The sequence below is a fragment of the Iodobacter sp. BJB302 genome (assembly GCF_002735645.1).
Classification (GTDB): Bacteria; Pseudomonadota; Gammaproteobacteria; order Burkholderiales; family Chitinibacteraceae; genus Iodobacter.
In genome coordinates, this window is sequence record NZ_PDZG01000001.1 from 65,273 (window position 1) to 83,210 (window position 17,938).

Annotated in this window: 19 protein-coding genes; 16 read left to right on the forward strand and 3 right to left on the reverse strand. The window is 50.5% G+C overall.

Features of this window, described 5'->3' with window-relative positions:
- Positions 1 to 7: 7 nt before the first annotated feature.
- From CSQ88_RS00300 to CSQ88_RS00365, 14 genes are all read left to right on the forward strand, one after another.
- Positions 8 to 262: a Smr/MutS family protein gene (locus CSQ88_RS00300; RefSeq protein ID WP_180273474.1), complete on the forward strand. Its 255-nt coding sequence runs from the start codon at positions 8 to 10 to the stop codon at positions 260 to 262.
- Positions 263 to 352: 90 nt separating this feature from the next.
- A complete protein-coding gene (locus CSQ88_RS00305; protein WP_099396125.1) occupies positions 353 to 1,990 on the forward strand; it encodes a phospholipid carrier-dependent glycosyltransferase in 1,638 nt (545 codons plus the stop codon).
- Positions 1,987 to 2,358: an SMR family transporter gene (locus CSQ88_RS00310; protein ID WP_099396126.1), complete on the forward strand. Its 372-nt coding sequence runs from the start codon at positions 1,987 to 1,989 to the stop codon at positions 2,356 to 2,358. The genes CSQ88_RS00305 and CSQ88_RS00310 overlap by 4 nt, the downstream gene beginning before the upstream one ends.
- Complete coding sequence (locus CSQ88_RS00315; protein WP_099396127.1) at positions 2,358 to 2,720, forward strand: VanZ family protein; 363 nt, start codon at positions 2,358 to 2,360, stop codon at positions 2,718 to 2,720. Before CSQ88_RS00310 ends, CSQ88_RS00315 begins: the two co-directional genes overlap by 1 nt.
- Positions 2,717 to 3,844: a DegT/DnrJ/EryC1/StrS aminotransferase family protein gene (locus tag CSQ88_RS00320; RefSeq protein ID WP_099396128.1), complete on the forward strand. Its 1,128-nt coding sequence runs from the start codon at positions 2,717 to 2,719 to the stop codon at positions 3,842 to 3,844. The genes CSQ88_RS00315 and CSQ88_RS00320 overlap by 4 nt, the downstream gene beginning before the upstream one ends.
- A gap of 61 nt (positions 3,845 to 3,905) precedes the next feature.
- The gene (locus tag CSQ88_RS00325; RefSeq protein ID WP_099396129.1) at positions 3,906 to 4,865 is read left to right on the forward strand and encodes a glycosyltransferase; all 960 of its coding nucleotides are present in this window, start codon (positions 3,906 to 3,908) and stop codon (positions 4,863 to 4,865) included.
- A complete protein-coding gene (locus tag CSQ88_RS00330) occupies positions 4,862 to 5,794 on the forward strand; it encodes a formyltransferase (RefSeq protein WP_099396130.1) in 933 nt (310 codons plus the stop codon). The genes CSQ88_RS00325 and CSQ88_RS00330 overlap by 4 nt, the downstream gene beginning before the upstream one ends.
- 22 nt (positions 5,795 to 5,816) lie before the next feature.
- Positions 5,817 to 6,860 carry a bifunctional UDP-4-keto-pentose/UDP-xylose synthase gene (locus CSQ88_RS00335; RefSeq protein WP_099396131.1) on the forward strand — a complete coding sequence of 348 codons (1,044 nt, stop codon included), beginning with the start codon at positions 5,817 to 5,819 and terminating at the stop codon, positions 6,858 to 6,860.
- 195 nt (positions 6,861 to 7,055) lie between these two features.
- Complete coding sequence (locus CSQ88_RS00340; protein ID WP_099396132.1) at positions 7,056 to 7,796, forward strand: MFS transporter; 741 nt, start codon at positions 7,056 to 7,058, stop codon at positions 7,794 to 7,796.
- Positions 7,781 to 8,329 carry a hypothetical protein gene (locus CSQ88_RS00345; RefSeq protein ID WP_099396133.1) on the forward strand — a complete coding sequence of 183 codons (549 nt, stop codon included), beginning with the start codon at positions 7,781 to 7,783 and terminating at the stop codon, positions 8,327 to 8,329. Before CSQ88_RS00340 ends, CSQ88_RS00345 begins: the two co-directional genes overlap by 16 nt.
- Before the next feature lie 77 nt (positions 8,330 to 8,406).
- A complete protein-coding gene (locus tag CSQ88_RS00350; RefSeq protein WP_099396134.1) occupies positions 8,407 to 9,702 on the forward strand; it encodes an MFS transporter in 1,296 nt (431 codons plus the stop codon).
- 181 nt (positions 9,703 to 9,883) lie between these two features.
- The gene (locus CSQ88_RS00355) at positions 9,884 to 12,748 is read left to right on the forward strand and encodes a DNA translocase FtsK (RefSeq protein WP_218962961.1); all 2,865 of its coding nucleotides are present in this window, start codon (positions 9,884 to 9,886) and stop codon (positions 12,746 to 12,748) included.
- 25 nt (positions 12,749 to 12,773) lie between these two features.
- Positions 12,774 to 13,181: an alternative ribosome rescue aminoacyl-tRNA hydrolase ArfB gene (arfB, locus tag CSQ88_RS00360; RefSeq protein ID WP_099396136.1), complete on the forward strand. Its 408-nt coding sequence runs from the start codon at positions 12,774 to 12,776 to the stop codon at positions 13,179 to 13,181.
- Positions 13,182 to 13,213: 32 nt separating this feature from the next.
- Complete coding sequence (locus CSQ88_RS00365) at positions 13,214 to 13,660, forward strand: GNAT family N-acetyltransferase (RefSeq protein ID WP_180273475.1); 447 nt, start codon at positions 13,214 to 13,216, stop codon at positions 13,658 to 13,660.
- Here the strand turns inward: CSQ88_RS00365 and CSQ88_RS00370 are convergent.
- From CSQ88_RS00370 to phaR, 3 genes are all read right to left on the reverse strand, one after another.
- Positions 13,652 to 14,503 carry a carcinine hydrolase/isopenicillin-N N-acyltransferase family protein gene (locus tag CSQ88_RS00370; protein ID WP_099396137.1) on the reverse strand — a complete coding sequence of 284 codons (852 nt, stop codon included), beginning with the start codon at positions 14,501 to 14,503 and terminating at the stop codon, positions 13,652 to 13,654. The genes CSQ88_RS00365 and CSQ88_RS00370 overlap by 9 nt on opposite strands.
- A gap of 34 nt (positions 14,504 to 14,537) precedes the next feature.
- Positions 14,538 to 15,350 (reverse strand): tRNA cyclic N6-threonylcarbamoyladenosine(37) synthase TcdA, encoded by an 813-nt coding sequence (gene tcdA, locus CSQ88_RS00375; protein WP_257212363.1) that lies wholly within the window; start codon positions 15,348 to 15,350, stop codon positions 14,538 to 14,540.
- 112 nt (positions 15,351 to 15,462) lie between these two features.
- Positions 15,463 to 16,143, reverse strand: a complete 681-nt coding sequence (gene phaR, locus CSQ88_RS00380; protein ID WP_099396139.1) for a polyhydroxyalkanoate synthesis repressor PhaR — start codon at positions 16,141 to 16,143, stop codon at positions 15,463 to 15,465.
- A 212-nt stretch (positions 16,144 to 16,355) separates the two neighbouring features.
- On the opposite strand from phaR, the gene CSQ88_RS00385 reads away from it, so the two are divergent.
- Positions 16,356 to 16,925, forward strand: coding sequence for a phasin family protein (locus tag CSQ88_RS00385; protein ID WP_099396140.1), 570 nt, complete (start codon positions 16,356 to 16,358; stop codon positions 16,923 to 16,925).
- A 717-nt stretch (positions 16,926 to 17,642) separates the two neighbouring features.
- A complete protein-coding gene (locus CSQ88_RS00390) occupies positions 17,643 to 17,927 on the forward strand; it encodes a hypothetical protein (protein WP_132038637.1) in 285 nt (94 codons plus the stop codon).
- The last annotated feature ends 11 nt before the right edge of the window (positions 17,928 to 17,938 follow it).

Here is a 17,938-nt window from a genome sequence, read left to right on the forward strand (position 1 = left end):
TCTGGATTTGCACGGCTTAAGTAGTGATGAAGCCAGAATCAGCGTGACGCGCTTCTTACAAAGCGCCAATGCGGCAGGCCTGCGCTGCGTACGCATTGTGCATGGCAAAGGCATAGGTTCTAAAAACGGCGAGCCAATTTTGAAGCAAAAGCTTAAAAACTGGCTTGCACAAAGAGACGAAGTACTCGCCTTTTGCCAAGCCCCGCAGCATGAAGGTGGCGGTGGCGCCGTTTTGGTTCTAATCCGGACCCGCAGAGAATAAGGTCACTTACAAATTCTATACACCGCAGCGTTTCACGCATTCATGTGGCTTAAGGTACAATGCCGCACCGCTCAATCCCAATGAAAATCCATGAATAGTCTGATTAACCGCCCCGCCGCCAAGTGGCTGGTGCTTTTCCTTTTGGCCGTCCTCTGGTTTGGCACGCTGGGTTATCGCAAGCTGATTACGCCCGATGAAGGCCGCTATGCAGAAATCGCCCGTGAAATGGTCGTCAGTGGCGATTGGAATACCCCGCGCCTGAATGGCATTAAATACTTTGAAAAACCTGCCTTGCAATACTGGGCCACAGCGGCCAGCTTTGAAGTGCTGGGCGAATCAGATTTTGCAGCAAGGCTATGGCCCGCACTGACTGGCTTTTTAGGATTGCTGGCGGTCTTCTTTACCAGCCGCAAACTCTGGGGCGAAGCCACCGCATGGCTTGCGAGCGGCATTTTAGCAAGCAGCGCTTGGTGGATAGGCAATGGCCACTTTCTCACGCTAGATATGGGCGTCAGCGCATTTCTGACATTCAGTCTGTGCGGCTTCTTGCTGGCGCAAAGAGACGGCGCCAGCGCCAAAGAAAACCGCAATGGCATGCTTGTGGCCTGGGGTGCAATTGGTCTGGCCGTTTTATCCAAAGGCCTGATCGGTCTGGTGCTGCCGGGCATTGCGATTGTGGCCTATTCAATTATTTGCCGGGATCTTAAGCTTTGGACTAGGCTGCATTTATTCAAAGGCTTGGCGCTGGCCCTACTGATTACCGTGCCTTGGTTTTTAACCGTATCTAAAGCCAATCCTGAATTCGCACAGTTTTTCTTTATTCACGAGCACTTTGAGCGTTTTCTAAGCACCGAGCATCGCCGTGAAGGCCCGCTCTGGTATTTCTTCCCGATTCTTGCCGTCGGCCTGTTGCCTTGGACCAGCCTGCTGCCGCAAGCTTTAAAGAAAAGCTGGCAAAGCAATGAGCAATTTAAAACCAACCGTTTTCTGTTGATCTGGTCGGTATTTATTTTTGCGTTCTTCTCTAAATCCGGCTCTAAATTACCGTCTTATATTTTGCCGATTTTCCCTGCGCTGGCCATGCTGATGGCGCAAACGCTGATGGATATCAGTGGCAAAGCCCTGCGCTGGCATTTTGCGTGGATTGCCATTCCTGGCCTTGTGCTGGTTGGCGCTTATCCCTATGTCAGCACCATGGCAAGCGAGCACACGCCACAAATTTATAACGCAGCCTACGCAGCCTGGCTGGTGGCAGCAGGCCTGGTATTAGTAGGCGGAGCCATCACCAGCTTTATCCTGGCTGGCAAAGGCAAAAAAGAAGCAGCGATCGCCACGATGGCGCTGGCAGGATTAGTGGGCGGGCAATTGCCCATGATTGGGCACGAGTCTTACGCTTATACGAACTCCAGCTACCATTTGGTTGAAGCCATCAAGCCGCAGCTCACGCCGCAAAGCACACTTTATGCAGTACGTTATTACGATCAGTCTCTGCCATTTTATTTAAAACGAACCCTGCAATTTGTTGAATATATTGATGAATTTGAAATGGGCCAGAAATCAGAACCCGATAAACGCATTTCACTGGATGATTTTATCGCCCGCTGGAATAGCGATGCACAGCCTGTCGCCATTTTGCAAACTGATACTTTTAATGAATTACAAACACGCGGCCTGAAAATGAAAACCATCGCCAAAGATGCACGCAGATTAGTGATTGCCAAACCATGAAAGCACTTGAATTTGGATTGATTTTATTTGGCGTATTGCTCAATGCTGGTGCTCAGCTTTTATTAAAAGCGGGCACCCGCACTATTGGGCAATTCGATTTCTCCATGGCTAACGCATGGCCAATCGGGCTGAAAGTCGCCAGCAATCCGCATATTATTGGCGGGCTTTCCTGCTATGTCATCAGCGTGGTGGTATGGATTCTGGCGTTATCCCGCGTAGAAGTCAGCATTGCCTACCCTATGCTATCCATTGGCTATGTGGTGAATGCGGGCTTAGCCTGGTGGTTATTTGGTGAAGCAGTTACACCGATGCGTCTCGTGGGGATCGCCATCATTATGCTGGGCGTCTTACTGGTAGCAAAGAGCTGATGGCAAGGATTGCCTTTGAAAGGCTGGCATGGGTCTATGTAGCTTTTATATGGGTGATGTCTTTGATTCCGCTCACCATGCCAGCCATGCCAAACAGCGATAAGATTGGTCATTTTCTGGCCTATGGCTTGCTTGCACTTTGGTTTGGCCTTGCCCGCCAGAGAAAGCTGCCCCTTATCTGGCTGTTGGCCAGCTTAATGGGCGTTGCAATTGAGTTTGCACAGGCGCTTACGCCTTACCGCAGTTTTGACACGCACGACATGCTGGCAAATGCTGCTGGTGCACTGATTGGCACCGGCATCGCCGCAATCTTGCTTCAATTCTTGCCACATCCTTTAAAAATACAAACGGATCATTCATGAGCGATTTTCTCCCCTTTACCCGCCCAAGCATTGACGAAGAAACCATTAATGATGTGGCCAATGTATTGCGCTCGGGCTGGATTACCAGTGGCCCAAAAGTAAAAGCCTTTGAAGCCGCACTGTCTGCCTATTTTGGCGGCCGCCCTGTGCGAGTAGTCAATTCAGCAACCGGCGGGCAAGAAATCGCACTGCGACTAATTGATCTGCAGCCCGGCGATGAAGTCATCACCACGCCTATGACCTGGGTATCAACCACCAATGTGATTTTAAATACCGGCGGCAAGCTGGTATTGGTGGATGTTGATCCTGTCACCCGTAATATTGATTTAGATTTAGTCGAAGCCGCAATTACGCCGCGCACCAAAGCGATTATCCCGATTGATCTGGCGGGCCTGCCGGTCGATCGTGATCGCCTCTATGCCATTGCCAATAAACACGGCCTGCGCGTGATTGAAGACGCAGCACAGGCACAGGGCGCAACTTGGAACGGCAAAAAAGTCGGCAGTTTTGGCGATTTGTGCTCGATTTCATTTCACGCCAATAAAAACATGACCACCACCGAAGGCGGCGCCCTGGTGATGAATAATGAAGCCGAAGCGGCCCTGTTTGAAAAATGGCGACTGCAAGGCGTCACCCGCTTCCCCGATGGCAGCATGGATGTGGATTTACCCGGTGGTAAATTCAATATGACCGATGTGGCTGCGGCCATTGGACTTGGACAGCTTAAGCAGCTCGATGGCTTTAACAGCAAGCGAAAAGCGCTTGCCCAGGCTTATTTTGATTTGCTGGATGCCGATTTAGGCTTAGAATTGCCGCCCGCTGATTTTACAAACAGCAACTGGCATATGTTTCAGCCGCTCTTACCACTGGAAAAAATGAAAATCAGCCGCGGCGAGTTTATTGCGCAGATGAAAGAAAAAGGCATTGGGGTTGGTGTTCACTACCCCGCGCTGCATTTATTTAGCTACTACCGCAATCTGGGCTACACCGAAGGCATGTACCCGCACGCAGAGCATATTGGCGCAAGCACCATTACTCTGCCGCTGTTCCCTGCCATGGAAGTGGCAGATGTACAGCGTGTTTGCACCGCTTTAAGTGAAGTGCTGTCCGCCAGCCTTAAATAATGAGAAGGGGCTGGCCCCCTTCTTGCAGCACTTATGTATCAGGTTTTAAAAAGAGATATCAATGAAGCCCATCGTTTCTGTTGTCGTACCGGTTTACAACGAAGAAGACGGCCTGCAGGCCCTGTTTGACCGTCTTTATCCTGCGCTTGACGCTCTGAATACGCCGTATGAAATTTTATTTATCAATGACGGCAGCCGTGATCGCTCGGCAGGCTTGTTAAGCGCCCAGTACGAAAAGCGCCCGGATGTCACGCGGGTGATTTTATTCAACGGCAACTTTGGTCAGCACCGCGCCATTCTGGCGGGATTTGAGCACTCCAAAGGCTCACGCATTGTGACGCTTGATGCCGATCTGCAAAACCCGCCGGAAGACATCGGCACATTGCTGGCCGAAATGGATAAGGGCCACGATTATGTGGGCTCGATCCGTCGTCAGCGCAATGACAGCTGGTGGCGGCATGTGGCCAGCCGCAGCATGAATAATCTGCGCGAAAAGCTCACCAAGATCAAAATGACCGATCAGGGCTGCATGCTGCGCGCCTACAGCCGCCGCATTATCGATACCATTAATCAGTGCCAGGAAATGCACACCTTTATCCCTGCACTGGCTTATTCTTTCTCGCAAAATCCGACTGAAGTGGTGGTTGGCCATGAAGAGCGTTTTGCCGGTGAATCAAAGTATTCGATCTACAGCCTGATTCGCCTTAATTTCGATTTAATGACCGGTTTTTCGATTTTGCCTTTGCAATTATTTTCTATGCTGGGGATTTTTGTTTCCTTAGGATCAGGCGCTCTATTCTTATTACTGGTCCTGCGCCGGATCTTTATGGGGCCGGAAGTTGGCGGGCTGTTTACCTTATTTGCCATCGTCTTCTTCCTGATTGGTATTGCGCTGTTTGGGATTGGCCTCTTAGGCGAATATATCGGCCGTATTTATCATGAAGTACGCCAGCGCCCGCGTTATTTAATTGCCAGTATTTTACAGGCAGACCCGGATCAACATAAAAAGGATGGCGCGTGAAATCAGCCGTTGTTTTTGCCTACCATAATGTAGGCGTGCGCTGTATTAAAGCGCTGATGGCCGCGGGCATTGAGATCAGGCTGATTGTGACGCACGAAGACAATCCAAATGAGAACATCTGGTTTGGCTCGGTTGCCCAATTAGCAGCTGATTACGAAATCCCGTTTATTACGCCAGAAAACCCAAATACACCTGAAATTGAAGCGCAAATTGCTGCGCTGAATGTGGATTTTTTATTCTCGTTTTATTATCGCAATATGCTGAAAGCGCCTTTATTAAGTGCGCCCAGGCAGGGTGCGTTTAATATGCATGGCTCCCTGCTGCCGCAATACCGTGGCCGCGTGCCGATTAACTGGGCCATTATTAATGGCGAAACCGAAACCGGCGCCACCTTGCATGTCATGAATATCAAGCCGGACAATGGCCCGATTGTGGCTCAGCAAGCCGTGCCTGTTTTTCCTGATGACACCGCGCAGGAAGTGTTTGAAAAAGTCACCGTAGCGGCAGAGCTTTGCTTAAGTGCGGCATTACCGCGATTAATTGCAGGAAAAACTGATTTTACGCAGCAAGACTTAAGCCAGGGCGCTTATTATGGCGGCCGTACAGCCAAAGATGGGCAGATAAACTGGCAAAAAAGCGCTAAAAACATCCATAATTTGGTACGCGCTGTAACCGTGCCTTTTCCGGGCGCATTTAGTGACATCAATGGCAAGCGCCTGATTATCTGGCGCACACGGCAAATATTCACAGCAGATACAACAGCCATCGAACCCATTACCCCGCTGATGTATGCTGACGGCAATAGAATTATTTTACTTTGCAGTGATGGTGCAGCACTTTTAGTACTGCATGCAGAATTGGACGGGGAGACACTGAATGGTAGTGATTTTATTCGCCATTTTGGCGCATCCTCAATAGATTTACATTAATTAGTACCTTCGGGAAAACACAATGAAAAAAGTCCTCATCCTTGGCGTTAATGGTTTTATTGGCCATCACCTGTCTAAATACATCCTCGAAAATACCGACTGGGAAATTTTCGGTATGGATATGTATAGCGATAAAGTTTCTGAATTTATGGATAACAAACGCTTTCACTTCTTTGAAGGCGATATCACCATTAACCAGGAATGGATTGAATATCACGTTAAGAAATGCGATGTGGTATTGCCATTAGTTGCTATCGCAACACCAGCCACTTATGTACAAGCACCGTTACGCGTATTCGAGCTTGATTTTGAAGCGAATCTGCCCATTATCAAATGGTGTGTTAAATACAAAAAGCGCGTGATTTTCCCTTCTACATCCGAAGTTTATGGCATGTGTGAAGACGAAGCCTTTGATCCTGAAAACTCCAATATGGTTTACGGCCCGATCAGCAAACCACGCTGGATCTACGCCTGCTCCAAGCAACTGATGGATCGCGTGATTGCCGCTTACGGCCAGCAGGAAGGCCTGGATTACACCCTGTTCCGTCCGTTTAACTGGATTGGTGCGGGCCTGGATAATATCCACACACCTAAAGAAGGCTCCAGCCGTGTGATTACCCAGTTCCTGGGCCATATCGTTCGTGGCGAGCCAATCAAGCTGGTGGATGGCGGCGCGCAAAAACGTGCGTTCACTTACATCACCGACGGTATCGAAGCACTGGTTAAGATTATCGATAATAAAGACGGCAAAGCCACACGCCAGATTTATAACATTGGTAATCCAGTGAACAACTACTCGGTGCGTGAGCTTTCCACCATGATGCTGGATCTGGCTAAAACCTATCCTGAATACGCAGAAATGGCAGCCAAAGTAACCGTTCTGGAAACCACTTCCGGCGAATACTATGGCAAGGGTTACCAGGACGTGCAAAACCGCGTGCCAAAAATCGACAACACCAAGGCCGATCTGAACTGGGCACCAAGCACCACGATGGAAGACTCACTGCGCGGTATCTTTGATGCTTATAAAGATCAGGTTGCTGCAGCGCGCGAACTGGTTGATTAATTAAACCAGGCCGCAAAGCTTCACAAAAAAACCACGCCATGCGTGGTTTTTTTGCATCAGGGCAAGGTCATTATCCGTGGCAAACCCGCATGTGGCTGTCAGTAAAAATAAATAGTTTAAACTGGCCAGGCAATCCCTCAGTCATAAACAGGTAAGCTGATAAAATCGTCCCTCGCCCCCTGATCAGCCACTGCCATGCCCTCTTCTTTTCGCAACAAATGGCAAGGCTTAGGCCACGCTTTTCCTTTTCTGCTTTTATGCGATTTTCTGGCTGTACTCTCACTGACAACCGGCAGTGTGGCGATTAGCTGGTGGATCGTTACCCACGGCGGTGCAGCCGATTTATCTATATTTGGCATCACGGCAGCACTGACTATGCTGATTGCTTTGCCGCTGCTTTCCGCGCAGGGCGATCGTCTTGCTAAATCCAGAGTCATGGCATGGGGGCTGCTTACCGCGGTGATTACCGCGCTGGGGCTGGCCCTGATGGCCAGTTTTGGCTTTTATCATATCGGGCTCATTATTCTGATCTACGCCTTCGATGTGATTGCTTTTTCTATGGTCTTGCCCGCTGTATCCAGCATTGCGGCAGATCTGGTCAGCCCAAATCGCCTTGCCGATGCACTGAGCCTGCAAAAAAGTGCGCAATCTCTTGGAAGGCTTGCCGGGCCGGTTGCAGGCGGGGCAATAATTGCAATAAGCAACATTCCTGCAGCTTTATGGGTGTACACCGTGATTCTGCTGATTGCCGCATTCTCTGCCTTTGCCATCCCCGTTATCCGCCCCGCCCCGGCATTAAATAAAAGCCACTGGCTCGCCGAAGTGCGTGCAGGTTTACATGCAAAGTGGAATATCCCCATCGATCGGAACTGGACCCTGTTCAGCTTTTTTATCATGATTTTTTTACCCCGGCGATCGGCATGTTGCTGCCGCTGAAAATCCATTTTTTAAACCTGGGCGCCCAGTGGCTGGGGGCCACCGAAGCCGCACTGGGCATGGGCATGTTAACCGGTGCTTTATGGGGAGCGGCCAGGGTGATTCACTGGCAGGGGCGATTTAGTGCAACCCGCAGCGCAACGCTCACCCTAGCGCTGGGCATCTGCGCGACGGCCTTTAGCGACAGGGGCTGGATGCTGGTAATCAGCTTTGGCCTGACCGGATTTGCCCTGTCGGTCAGTCAGCTTGTTGGCCAGACCCACCGCCAGCTGGCTGTGCCCGACCATTTTCGTGCCCGGTTTTCTTCGGTAAATTTTATGGCCATGACTTTATCCGGCATTTTAGGCCCCGCCCTGGCAGGCATAGCTCTTGGAATATTGGATATCAATACGGTTTATGCGGCATTTGGCTCTGGCCTTTTTCTGGTGGCGATGACCTTTTCCCGCATTCTGGACATTCGTACTTTTTTAGCCTTAGATCACCATGAAGTAAAAAACTGGTATGCCACACAACGCCCCAAGCTCTTTTTATAAAAAACATAAGCAAAGGCGCACCGGCATAAGCAGGTAAATGCACCTTACAGCCCATACACCGCTTACACGAGATCACGATGTCCGCACCTTTTACTCATAAATGGCAGGGTCTGGGTTCTGCATTTCCTTTCTTACTTTTACACGATGTGCTGGCCGTGCTGTCCCTCAGCGCTGGCAGCGTTGCCATCAGCTGGTGGATTGCCACACACGGGGGCGCGGCCGATTTATCCATTTTTGGGATTTCGTCCGCCGCAACCATGCTGATTGCCCTGCCTTTACTTTCTGCGCTGGGCGATCGCCACCCCAAATCCCGTTTAATGGCATGGGGCCTGCTTGCTGCAGTGGCAACAGCGCTGGGCCTGGCAACCATGGCCAGCCTTGGCATCTACAATATTTGGCTCATCGTGCTTATCTATATTGTTGAAGTCATTGCTTTTGCAATCGTGCGCCCGGCCGCCTCAAGTATTGCCGCTGATTTAGTACCGCCAGAGCGTCTTGCAGATGCGCTGAGCTTACAAAAAAGCGCTCAGTCTGTGGGCCAGTTAGCCGGGCCGGTTGCTGGCGGAGCCATCGTTGCCCTGAGCAGTATCCCCATTGCACTCTGGATTTACACTGCCGTACTGATGATTGCCGCCCTGTCCGCATTTGCCATTCCCCCCGTCAAACCTGCCAGCCGGGCACGGGATGGGTGGCTTACTGAGGTGCGGGCGGGCTTACGCGCAAAGTGGAATATCCCGATAGATCGCAGCTGGACGCTGTACGCCTTTTTTTGCATGATGTTTTTCTCACCCGCTGTAGGGATGTTGCTGCCTTTAAAAATTCATTCGCTCAGGCTGAATGCCAGCTGGCTGGGTGCAACCGAAGCCGCCTTAGGCATGGGGATGCTGATTGGCGCTCTTTGGGGTGCAAAAAAAGTAATTCATGCTTTTGGGCGTTTTAAAGCCTGCACGGGTGCATTGATGGTTTCGGCAGTGACGATTATTGGTGTGGCGCTGAGTGCGCAAGGCTGGCTGCTGGTCCTTGGGTTTGCCATTGCCGGGTTTTCGATGTCAGTCAGCCAGCTGGTCGGCCAGACACACCGCCAGCTGGCGGTTCCCGATCACTTTCGCGGCCGTTTTTCCTCGGTCAATATGATGGTGATGCAGGTTTCCGGCATATTAGGGCCCGCCGTAGCAGGGCTGACCCTTGGATTTCTGGATATCAGTGCCGTGTATGCCTGCTTTGGCCTTTGTCTGCTGCTGATCACCATGCTTTTTCCTCTTGTTCCTGGCATTCGGCATTTTCTGGCGCTGGATCACACTGAAGTAAAAGGCTGGTATGGCAAGCAGCATCCGGAATTATTCAGTCAGCAAAGTAAGCCGCTTTCCGCTTAATAAGTACGAAAAACGCCGCAATAACAGAGGCCAATGCCTGCCTGCACAGTGTAAAGATGCGGTTTGCCACGCATCTCTGTACATATTGAACATGCACTAGCCTTTTTGCTGATTGGCGTTCTCCCTGAGGAAGCGGATAATGCGGGTCTGCCTATTTCTGCTGTCCTGGATTTGTAAAAACATGTCAATTCGATTCATTTCCCGAATCAATCACTTATTGCAAACGGCCCGTTTAGCCTGGCTTTGTCCTGCATTTATTTTGATCGTGCTGTTAGGTTTTAACCGGCATGTGGCTCTGGCTGCCTGGCTTTGTGCTTTTTTTGCATTAGAGCGGGTATGGAAGCAGCAGAAACTTTCCGCTCTTGAATATCTGGGCTTTGTTATTTCGCTTTGCACGCTGGCTGCAGGGCAAAGTTTACTGAGCTATTCGGTCATTTTATCTGCCCTGTTATTCTCTGTTGGGCTGGGTATTGGGGTTCCGCTCTGGCGTAACAAACCATGGAGCCTGATCCTGGAAGAAACAGGCATCGCCATAGAAACAGGTATCGCAGCCATCAGCGACAGCATTAAAGCGCAATTTGATCCCAGCCATACCGACGAGGCTGAGGAGACCGAAGAAGAATATGAAGAAGAAATCATAGAAGAGAGCGAGCCTGCTCCGATAGCGGCAGCAACTGCAGCCCCCACACTACGCCAGCGCATCTATCAGCCCCCTGCGCCGGTATCCGGCACACCGGTGGCTCCCCATTCTGAAGCGGCCCGCCCTGCAGTCAGCCTGGTAAAGGCTGCGGATAAGCCAGAGCCTGCCAAAGCCATTCAGAGAGATGAATTATTCCAGCAGCTGAAACAACGAAGTGCAGCACCAGCGCCTTCGGCCAGCACTTTGCCGCTGATTGATCTTTCTCAGATCAGGCAGCACTTACAAAATGATCACAGGGTAAAGCGCCATGCTGAGCGCCCGCGCCCGGCAGCACCCGCTGAATTGCCACTGATTGCCAGCGAAGAAATTCATCAGCGCTTGTCACGTATTCATGGCAAAGCACCAGAGCCTGCGCCCATTCCAGCCCGCAGCCCTAAGGCACCGGGCACACCCAGCGCGCCGATCAAATCCAGCCCCCGCTTATTTCAGCTGGAGCCCAAACCACATCCTGCGCCGCGTATCGAGCCGACTTTAAGCGCCGCAGATCTCCCCATCATCAGTACGCCCCCGGCAGAAACACCACCTGCTGTAAGTGCAGCAAACATTGTGATTCCTGACTGGGTGCCCTGCGAGACCATTACGCTGGAAGCGGTCAAAGACATTCCTGAGCCTGCAGCAGAGCCCTTGCCGCCCTTGCCCGAGCCCCGCCTTGAGCTTCCTCCGGCCACCATTGCGTCTTATCTGAGCGAGCCGCCACCTGCCGCCATCAGCAGCCCCGCTGTGCCTGTTCAGCCTGAGCCAGTCATCCCGGCAGCGCCAGCGTATCAGGAAGAACCCGCCCCACCTGAAGCACCGGTGCTGACCTGGTCTAAACCACCAGCTCCTGCGCCACTGCCGCCTGCTGAGCCTGCGCACTACAGCGCCGACTTTATGCCATCACTCGGCCTGCTGCACCCGCCAGACCCGGAAATCGAAACAATCAGCCAGGATGATTTATTAGACCGCGGTATTTTGATTGAAGAAAAACTGGCCGAGTTTAGGGTAAAAGCATCCGTACTGGATGCCTACGCCGGCCCCGTGATTACCCGCTATGAAATCGAACCTGCAATCGGCGTGCGCGGCGCGCAAATTGTAAATCTGATGAAAGATTTAGCCCGTGCTCTGGGCCTGGTATCGATTCGTGTTGTAGAAACCATTCCGGGCAAAACCTGCATGGGGCTGGAATTACCTAATCCCACACGCCAGATGATTCGCCTCTCTGAGATTTTGTCCTCAGATGTTTACCAGCAAAACCAGAGCAAGCTGACCATTGCGCTGGGCAAAGATATTACCGGCGCGCCCATCGTAACCGATCTGGCTAAAGCGCCGCATATGCTGGTAGCCGGTACCACCGGCTCGGGTAAATCAGTCGGCGTGAACGCGATGATTTTATCGCTGCTGTATAAAGCCACGCCCGAAGAAGTGCGCTTTATTATGGTGGACCCGAAGATGCTGGAATTGTCTGTCTATGACGGTATCCCGCACCTGCTGGCACCGGTTGTGACCGATATGAAGCTGGCCGCCAATGCCTTGAACTGGTGCGTTGCGGAGATGGAAAAACGCTACCGCCTGATGAGCACCTTTGGCGTGCGTAATTTAGCCGGGTTTAACCAGAAAGTGCGTGAAGCCGAGCAACGCGGCGAGCGGCTGACCAACCCGTTCACGCTGACGCCGGATGATCCGGAAGCGCTGGAACATCTGCCCTTTATTGTGGTGGTGGTCGACGAATTTGCCGACCTGATGATGGTGGCAGGCAAGAAAATTGAAGAGCTGATCGCCCGTCTGGCCCAAAAAGCCCGCGCGGCGGGGATTCACCTGATTCTGGCCACCCAGCGCCCATCGGTGGATGTGATTACCGGCCTGATTAAAGCCAATATCCCAACGCGCCTTGCCTTCCAGGTTTCCAGCAAGATCGACAGCCGTACCATTCTTGACCAGATGGGGGCCGAAGCCCTGCTTGGGCAAGGCGATATGCTGTTCCTGCCGCCAGGCACCGGCTATCCGCAGCGTATTCATGGTGCGTTTGTTGACGATAATGAAGTGCACCGGGTGGTGGAGCACCTCAAGCAATTTGGCGAGCCACGCTATATTGATGGCGTATTAAATGGTGGGTTTGATGCCGAAGCCAGCGCATCCAATATCAATAACAATAATGAAGGCAGCGAGAGCGATCCGCTCTATGACGAAGCCGTGGCCTTGGTCCTAAAAAGCCGCCGCGCATCTATCTCCGCCGTGCAGCGACAACTGAGAATCGGCTATAACCGCGCCGCCCGGTTAATCGATCAAATGGAAAACGCCGGCATCGTCAGCCAAATGGAAAGTAATGGCAACCGCACCGTATTAGCCCCGCCTGCGATGGAATCGTGATGCGCCATCTTTCGAGCAGCCCCATATGCTGACTATCCGTTTTAATATCCCCGAAACCGAAATGGAATTCTCCGCCATTCGTGCCCAGGGCTCGGGCGGACAGAATGTCAACAAGGTATCCAGTGCGGTGCATTTACGCTTTGATATCGCCGCTTCTTCCCTGCCTCTGCCACTCAAAGAGCGGCTATTGGCGCTGGGGGACCAGCGAATTAACAAAGAAGGCGTGGTGGTAATTAAGGCGCAGCAGTATCGCAGCCAGGAGCAAAACCGCGCCGATGGTATTTTACGTTTATTTGAACTGGTAGAAAGCGTCGCCACCGTCGCCGCGCCGCGCAAAGCCACCCGCCCTACCAAGGGCTCACAAACGAGACGACTGGATAGTAAAAATAAGCGGGGAAGTATTAAGGCCTTGCGGGGCAAGGTAAGCGATTAAACTTAATTTAAATAAACAGCCCGAAGAACCCTGTGAAAATTGAAACCATCCACGCCGATGACAGCAAGGCCCTTTTCTTTTTGATGACTTCAACCATCGGGACATTAGGTTTTTCGCCTGAGATGCAGCAAGAGCTCATTGAAAATACGGCAGACAATTTGCACTGGTGGTACACCAACCCGGATCAGGGCTGCCACTTAAAGTGCACCCTTGATGGCCGCATTGTTGGCGTCATTCTGGTCAAAAAATTCTGGAATCTATGCAGCCTGTTTGTCGCCCCCAGGTATCAGGGCCAGGGCTTGGGCCGGGCATTAATGCTGGCGGCTATCGATCAATGCATAGGTAAAAGTGAAAAGCAGGCGATCTGGCTTAATGCGGCCCCGAATGCAATTCCCTTTTATCAGGCGATGGGCTGCATCAGCCGCAGCAGCAAGCAAGCACTACCTAGTGGATTCAGTGCAATGCAATTTTTACTCTGAAGACTCGGGCAACAAAACCCGGGCAGGGCCTTGCCAAAAAGTGTTATCCAGCAGCCATTGCTTCTGCACGATTGCCTGCTCAGGGTTTGCCATGCGAACAGACAATTGTGCCGGGCCAGCCACTGGCGTGGCTATTTGCCAGCTGGACAATGTATGTTCTTTGCCACTGCGCCACAAACTGAGATCCGGCCCGGCCTGTTGATCCTGGCTATATACGGCAAAATCACTCAGGCTGTATGGGCCACCCGCCAGCAGGGTTCGGATTCTGTCCAGCCTTGCCAGGCTACTTTTCCCAACTTTTTGATTGCAAGCGGCTAATTCATCACTCAGATAGTGATTGGTATGCGCCAGCACGCCCTCTTTTTGCTTTTGCAGCGTATAGCGGCCATCCTTGCCAATTTCCACCTCTAAAAGCTGCTGATGATCACTAATCAGCAAAAACATGGGGGAGCTGTGACTAAAGCGTTGCGCGGCTTTGGCCACAACATCGTCAATGCTGTGATCCTCGCGCAGAATCAGCAACATTGGGCCATGCACGTCTGGCGAATCCCAATACTGCCTTGCCAAACTGCTTGCCGATGCGCTCACCACCGATAAGCCATATTCATTCACCCCAGCCTTTAAGCCTGGCGCAGAGCCGTTATCTGCGAAGAGCCCCACATAAGAGGCTCCCCGCTTTGGGTGAATCAGGCGGATTGATTGCACATGATCTGGCCGCCAGTCACGGTTTTTGGCCAGCAACGTGCCTCCGCCAGCAGCCATGCCTGCTGCACCCCATAGTGTGCAGGCTCCGGCAGGCAAGCTCAGCATCAAGGAAAACAAAGCAATCAAGCGTATACGCATCACCCACCTCAAAAATTTAATTGATTTAAACCGATCACTCCGCGCTGGAAGCAGAGGGCGCTGCAGCAGGCTTGGCCAAGTGCTTTAACACCTGCGCCGCCGCCACAAAACCAAAGCAGCCCGTTACCGCCACAGAAGCACCAAAACCCCCTTCACACCCTAGGCCCGGCGCTGCTTCACCGCTATCGGGCTTTTGACCACACACGCTGCCATCAGGCTGGGGATAGACCAGCTGCTCGGTGGAATAAACACACTCCACACCCATTTTTTTTCCCTGCTGAGCAAAGCCATATTCGCGGCGCAAGATGGATCGCACTTTAGACGCCAAGGGATCATTAATGGTTTTAGATAAATCAACCACGGCAATTTGCGTCGGATCAGTCTGCCCGCCTGCGCCACCCGTTGTTACAAGGCGAATTTTACGGCGCTTACACCAGGCAATCATAGCCGCCTTGGTTTTAACCGAATCAATCGCATCGATAATTGCGTCGTAACCCCGCCCCAGTGTTTCTTCAAAATTATCAATACTCACAAAATCTTCAACAACATCAACCACACACTCAGGATTGATCGCCTTAATGCGCTCTGCCAGAGCCACTACTTTCATTTTCCCGTAGTTTCCTTCTAAAGCAGGCAATTGGCGATTTGTATTTGAGACACAAATATCATCCAAATCAATCAGCGTAATATGGCCAACAGCAGAGCGGGCAAGTGCTTCAGCCGCCCATGAGCCCACTCCTCCCACACCAACCACACAAACATGAGCCTGCCGAAAGCGCGCTAATGCAGGCATGCCATATAAACGGGCAATGCCACCAAAACGACGTTCAAAAGATGTTTCCAAAATTCAGCCTTTAACAAATATTCTGCTTTTTACAAATCGACGGCCATTTTACCTTAGCCCAATGCAAAAACGCCCTGAAGGGCGCTTTATACCTAACTTATCCGCTAAAAAAATATCAGCTTTTAGCTGCCCGGCGACGTGGGGCAGGTTTAGCTGGCTCAGCCACAGGTTCTGCAGCTACGGGATCATCTGCTGCTTTGGATGCTGGCGGAGTGGTGGGTTTTAATTCATCCTCTGATAAAATCGCCCCATCTTTTCCGTAGCCTGGCATCCCCATTCCGGTAAATAAATGCCGGGCACGATCTTGCAACTGTTGCTGCATATCCACAAACATTGAGGTACTGCTTTCAAGATAATTATTCATCATGCTTTGCATGCCTGGCCCCTGGAACTTCATAAAATCGCCCCAAAGATTGGCATTAGAAAGCATCGGGTTTTCCCCCGTGATCACAGATTTAGCCTGTGTCTGTAAGCGACCTTGCATTTCCGCAAAGAGTTGCATGTTTTTTTCCAGGTAATTCCCCATCACACCTTGCATGGCATTCCCATAGAACCGAATGATTTGCGTCAGCACATCATAAGAAAACATAGGCATTCCGCCAGCTTCTTCTTCCATGATCACTTGTAGCAGCACGCTGCGGGTGATGTCTTCCCCCCCTTTAGCATCCACAATCTGGATATCAATATTATCCAAGACCAACTGTTTTACATCGACCAGAGTAATATAACAGCTGGTCGCCGTGTCATACAGGCGGCGATTTGGATACTTCTTGATCACGCGTTTTTCCACGCTCATAGCTGCTGCCTCGTGTGTGTATATATTGTTGTGAGATGAGGATAGTCCTGACTATCTTTTCATGCAACATGTTGCGGCGCACAATTTATTTGACAAGTACTTCATCCTCTTCCAGAATAAGTCCTGATTGTGCACTGCATCATGATTAAAGCGGCGTACAACTCGCAAGTCAAAACTCTAATTCACTGACCAAATAGAAAGGATCCTTGAAAATGACTACTGCACAACAACAATTCTCCGCGTTCGCTACCGAGCAAGTTGAAGTGGCATTGCGTTTCGCACGCATTTCCATTGATTCTGCCGAACGGATCATCAAGCTGCAAGTTGAAGTTGCAAAAAACAATTTAGAAACCAGCGCTAAAAATGCAAATGCACTGGTTGCAGTAAAAGATGCACAAGAAGCACTGACATTACGCCAGAAACTAACTGAATCATCCATTGAACAAGCTACTAATTATTCACGCAGCCTGTACGAAATCGCTTCACAAGCACAAGCTGAAGTATCGCAATTGGTTGAAGAACGTACGACTGCTTTCAACAAACACGTTGTATCTGGTTTAGACCAATTCGTTAAATCAGCACCTGCAGGTACTGATGTTGCAGTTGCTGCAGTTAAATCAACATTGCAAGCCACTGCAGCTGCAGTAGACAGCCTGACAAAAGCAGCTAAGCAAGTTGCTGATTTTGCAGACGCTTCAGTTAAAGCAGCTGGCACAGCAACAGCTGATGCAGTAAAAACAGCAACTAAGAAAACAAACGGCGCAAGTGCTGCAGCTGTTTAATTAATGAGAGGTTAAGCATTTAAATGCTGACCTGAAGCCACGACGCTGTCGTGGCTTTTTTGTATTCATCGCCAGCCCATAATGGACGATCAGCACAAGTCATTAAAAGATATTTTGCCCTTTCTATATCTGCCCGGCAAAGCTGGTATTCCCCTACTTCTGATTCTTAGACGATAAATTACAAAAAGCTTTCTAAGTATTTTTTTTGATTACAAAATAATTACCAACAAGAAAGTGGATATTCTGTTTCAGTCAAGCCCTGCAACTGATGTATTTTTGGTTTTTTTACCAGGAATGCCACAGAGTTGATGCAGTAAATGAAAGAGCCTTATACAATCTCGCCTGATTCAGTAATGGCAGCTCAGTTTTAGAATCTGCTGTTCAAACCAGAACAATATGCCCATACTGAGTCAGATCAAAAGCCCCCGATGAAGCTTAAGTTTCACACGCAAAGCTTAATCAGCATTTTGATCAATTCTTGTTAAAAAAAAATTCCAAAATGAGCACTTAGCGCTTATATATAAATGAATCACACGCAGCGCCTCAGAGACTCGCTGAGTAATCAGCCCGCGCATTACGCTATTTGCCAGCTGCAATATTTTTAATTCGCCACTGCAAGAAACCCTAAGATCAAAAAGCTGTTTTAAATACGATCTTTTGCCCGAAGCTTCTAAAGCCGGTCTTCTCGTTATGGCATTATCAAAGGCACTATGTAATTTGAAAGACTTAAATCAAAAGAAAGTTCTTCCTCACCCATCTGTACTTTTTTACAGCCCTGATGAAGTACGCCCTGAACCTGAAGCCTGGCATGTTATGCGCCAGACGGATGAAACCACACTGGCCAAAAAATTGGCCCGACAGCAGCTCAGGCGCGAAGTATGGGAAAAAATCAGAAGCCGGGCCGTACAGCTCTCGCTTGATGCAGATGATTTATATGAGTGGGTAGTAGAACAAGCGGCACTTAAAGCACAAACCAAGCAATTTCCATGGAATGCATTTTAAGCGCCACATTA

Coding starts and splice junctions, on each gene's coding strand:
- CSQ88_RS00335 (WP_099396131.1), top strand. CDS start 5,817: ATGAAAAAAGTCCTCATCCTTGGCGTTAATGGTTTTATTGGCCATCAC.
- phaR (WP_099396139.1), bottom strand. CDS start 16,143: ATGAGCGTGGAAAAACGCGTGATCAAGAAGTATCCAAATCGCCGCCTG.
- CSQ88_RS00320 (WP_099396128.1), top strand. CDS start 2,717: ATGAGCGATTTTCTCCCCTTTACCCGCCCAAGCATTGACGAAGAAACC.
- CSQ88_RS00310 (WP_099396126.1), top strand. CDS start 1,987: ATGAAAGCACTTGAATTTGGATTGATTTTATTTGGCGTATTGCTCAAT.
- CSQ88_RS00305 (WP_099396125.1), top strand. CDS start 353: ATGAATAGTCTGATTAACCGCCCCGCCGCCAAGTGGCTGGTGCTTTTC.
- CSQ88_RS00355 (WP_218962961.1), top strand. CDS start 9,884: ATGTCAATTCGATTCATTTCCCGAATCAATCACTTATTGCAAACGGCC.
- CSQ88_RS00315 (WP_099396127.1), top strand. CDS start 2,358: ATGGCAAGGATTGCCTTTGAAAGGCTGGCATGGGTCTATGTAGCTTTT.
- CSQ88_RS00340 (WP_099396132.1), top strand. CDS start 7,056: ATGCCCTCTTCTTTTCGCAACAAATGGCAAGGCTTAGGCCACGCTTTT.
- arfB (WP_099396136.1), top strand. CDS start 12,774: ATGCTGACTATCCGTTTTAATATCCCCGAAACCGAAATGGAATTCTCC.
- CSQ88_RS00325 (WP_099396129.1), top strand. CDS start 3,906: ATGAAGCCCATCGTTTCTGTTGTCGTACCGGTTTACAACGAAGAAGAC.
- CSQ88_RS00345 (WP_099396133.1), top strand. CDS start 7,781: ATGTTGCTGCCGCTGAAAATCCATTTTTTAAACCTGGGCGCCCAGTGG.
- CSQ88_RS00350 (WP_099396134.1), top strand. CDS start 8,407: ATGTCCGCACCTTTTACTCATAAATGGCAGGGTCTGGGTTCTGCATTT.
- CSQ88_RS00370 (WP_099396137.1), bottom strand. CDS start 14,503: ATGCGTATACGCTTGATTGCTTTGTTTTCCTTGATGCTGAGCTTGCCT.
- CSQ88_RS00385 (WP_099396140.1), top strand. CDS start 16,356: ATGACTACTGCACAACAACAATTCTCCGCGTTCGCTACCGAGCAAGTT.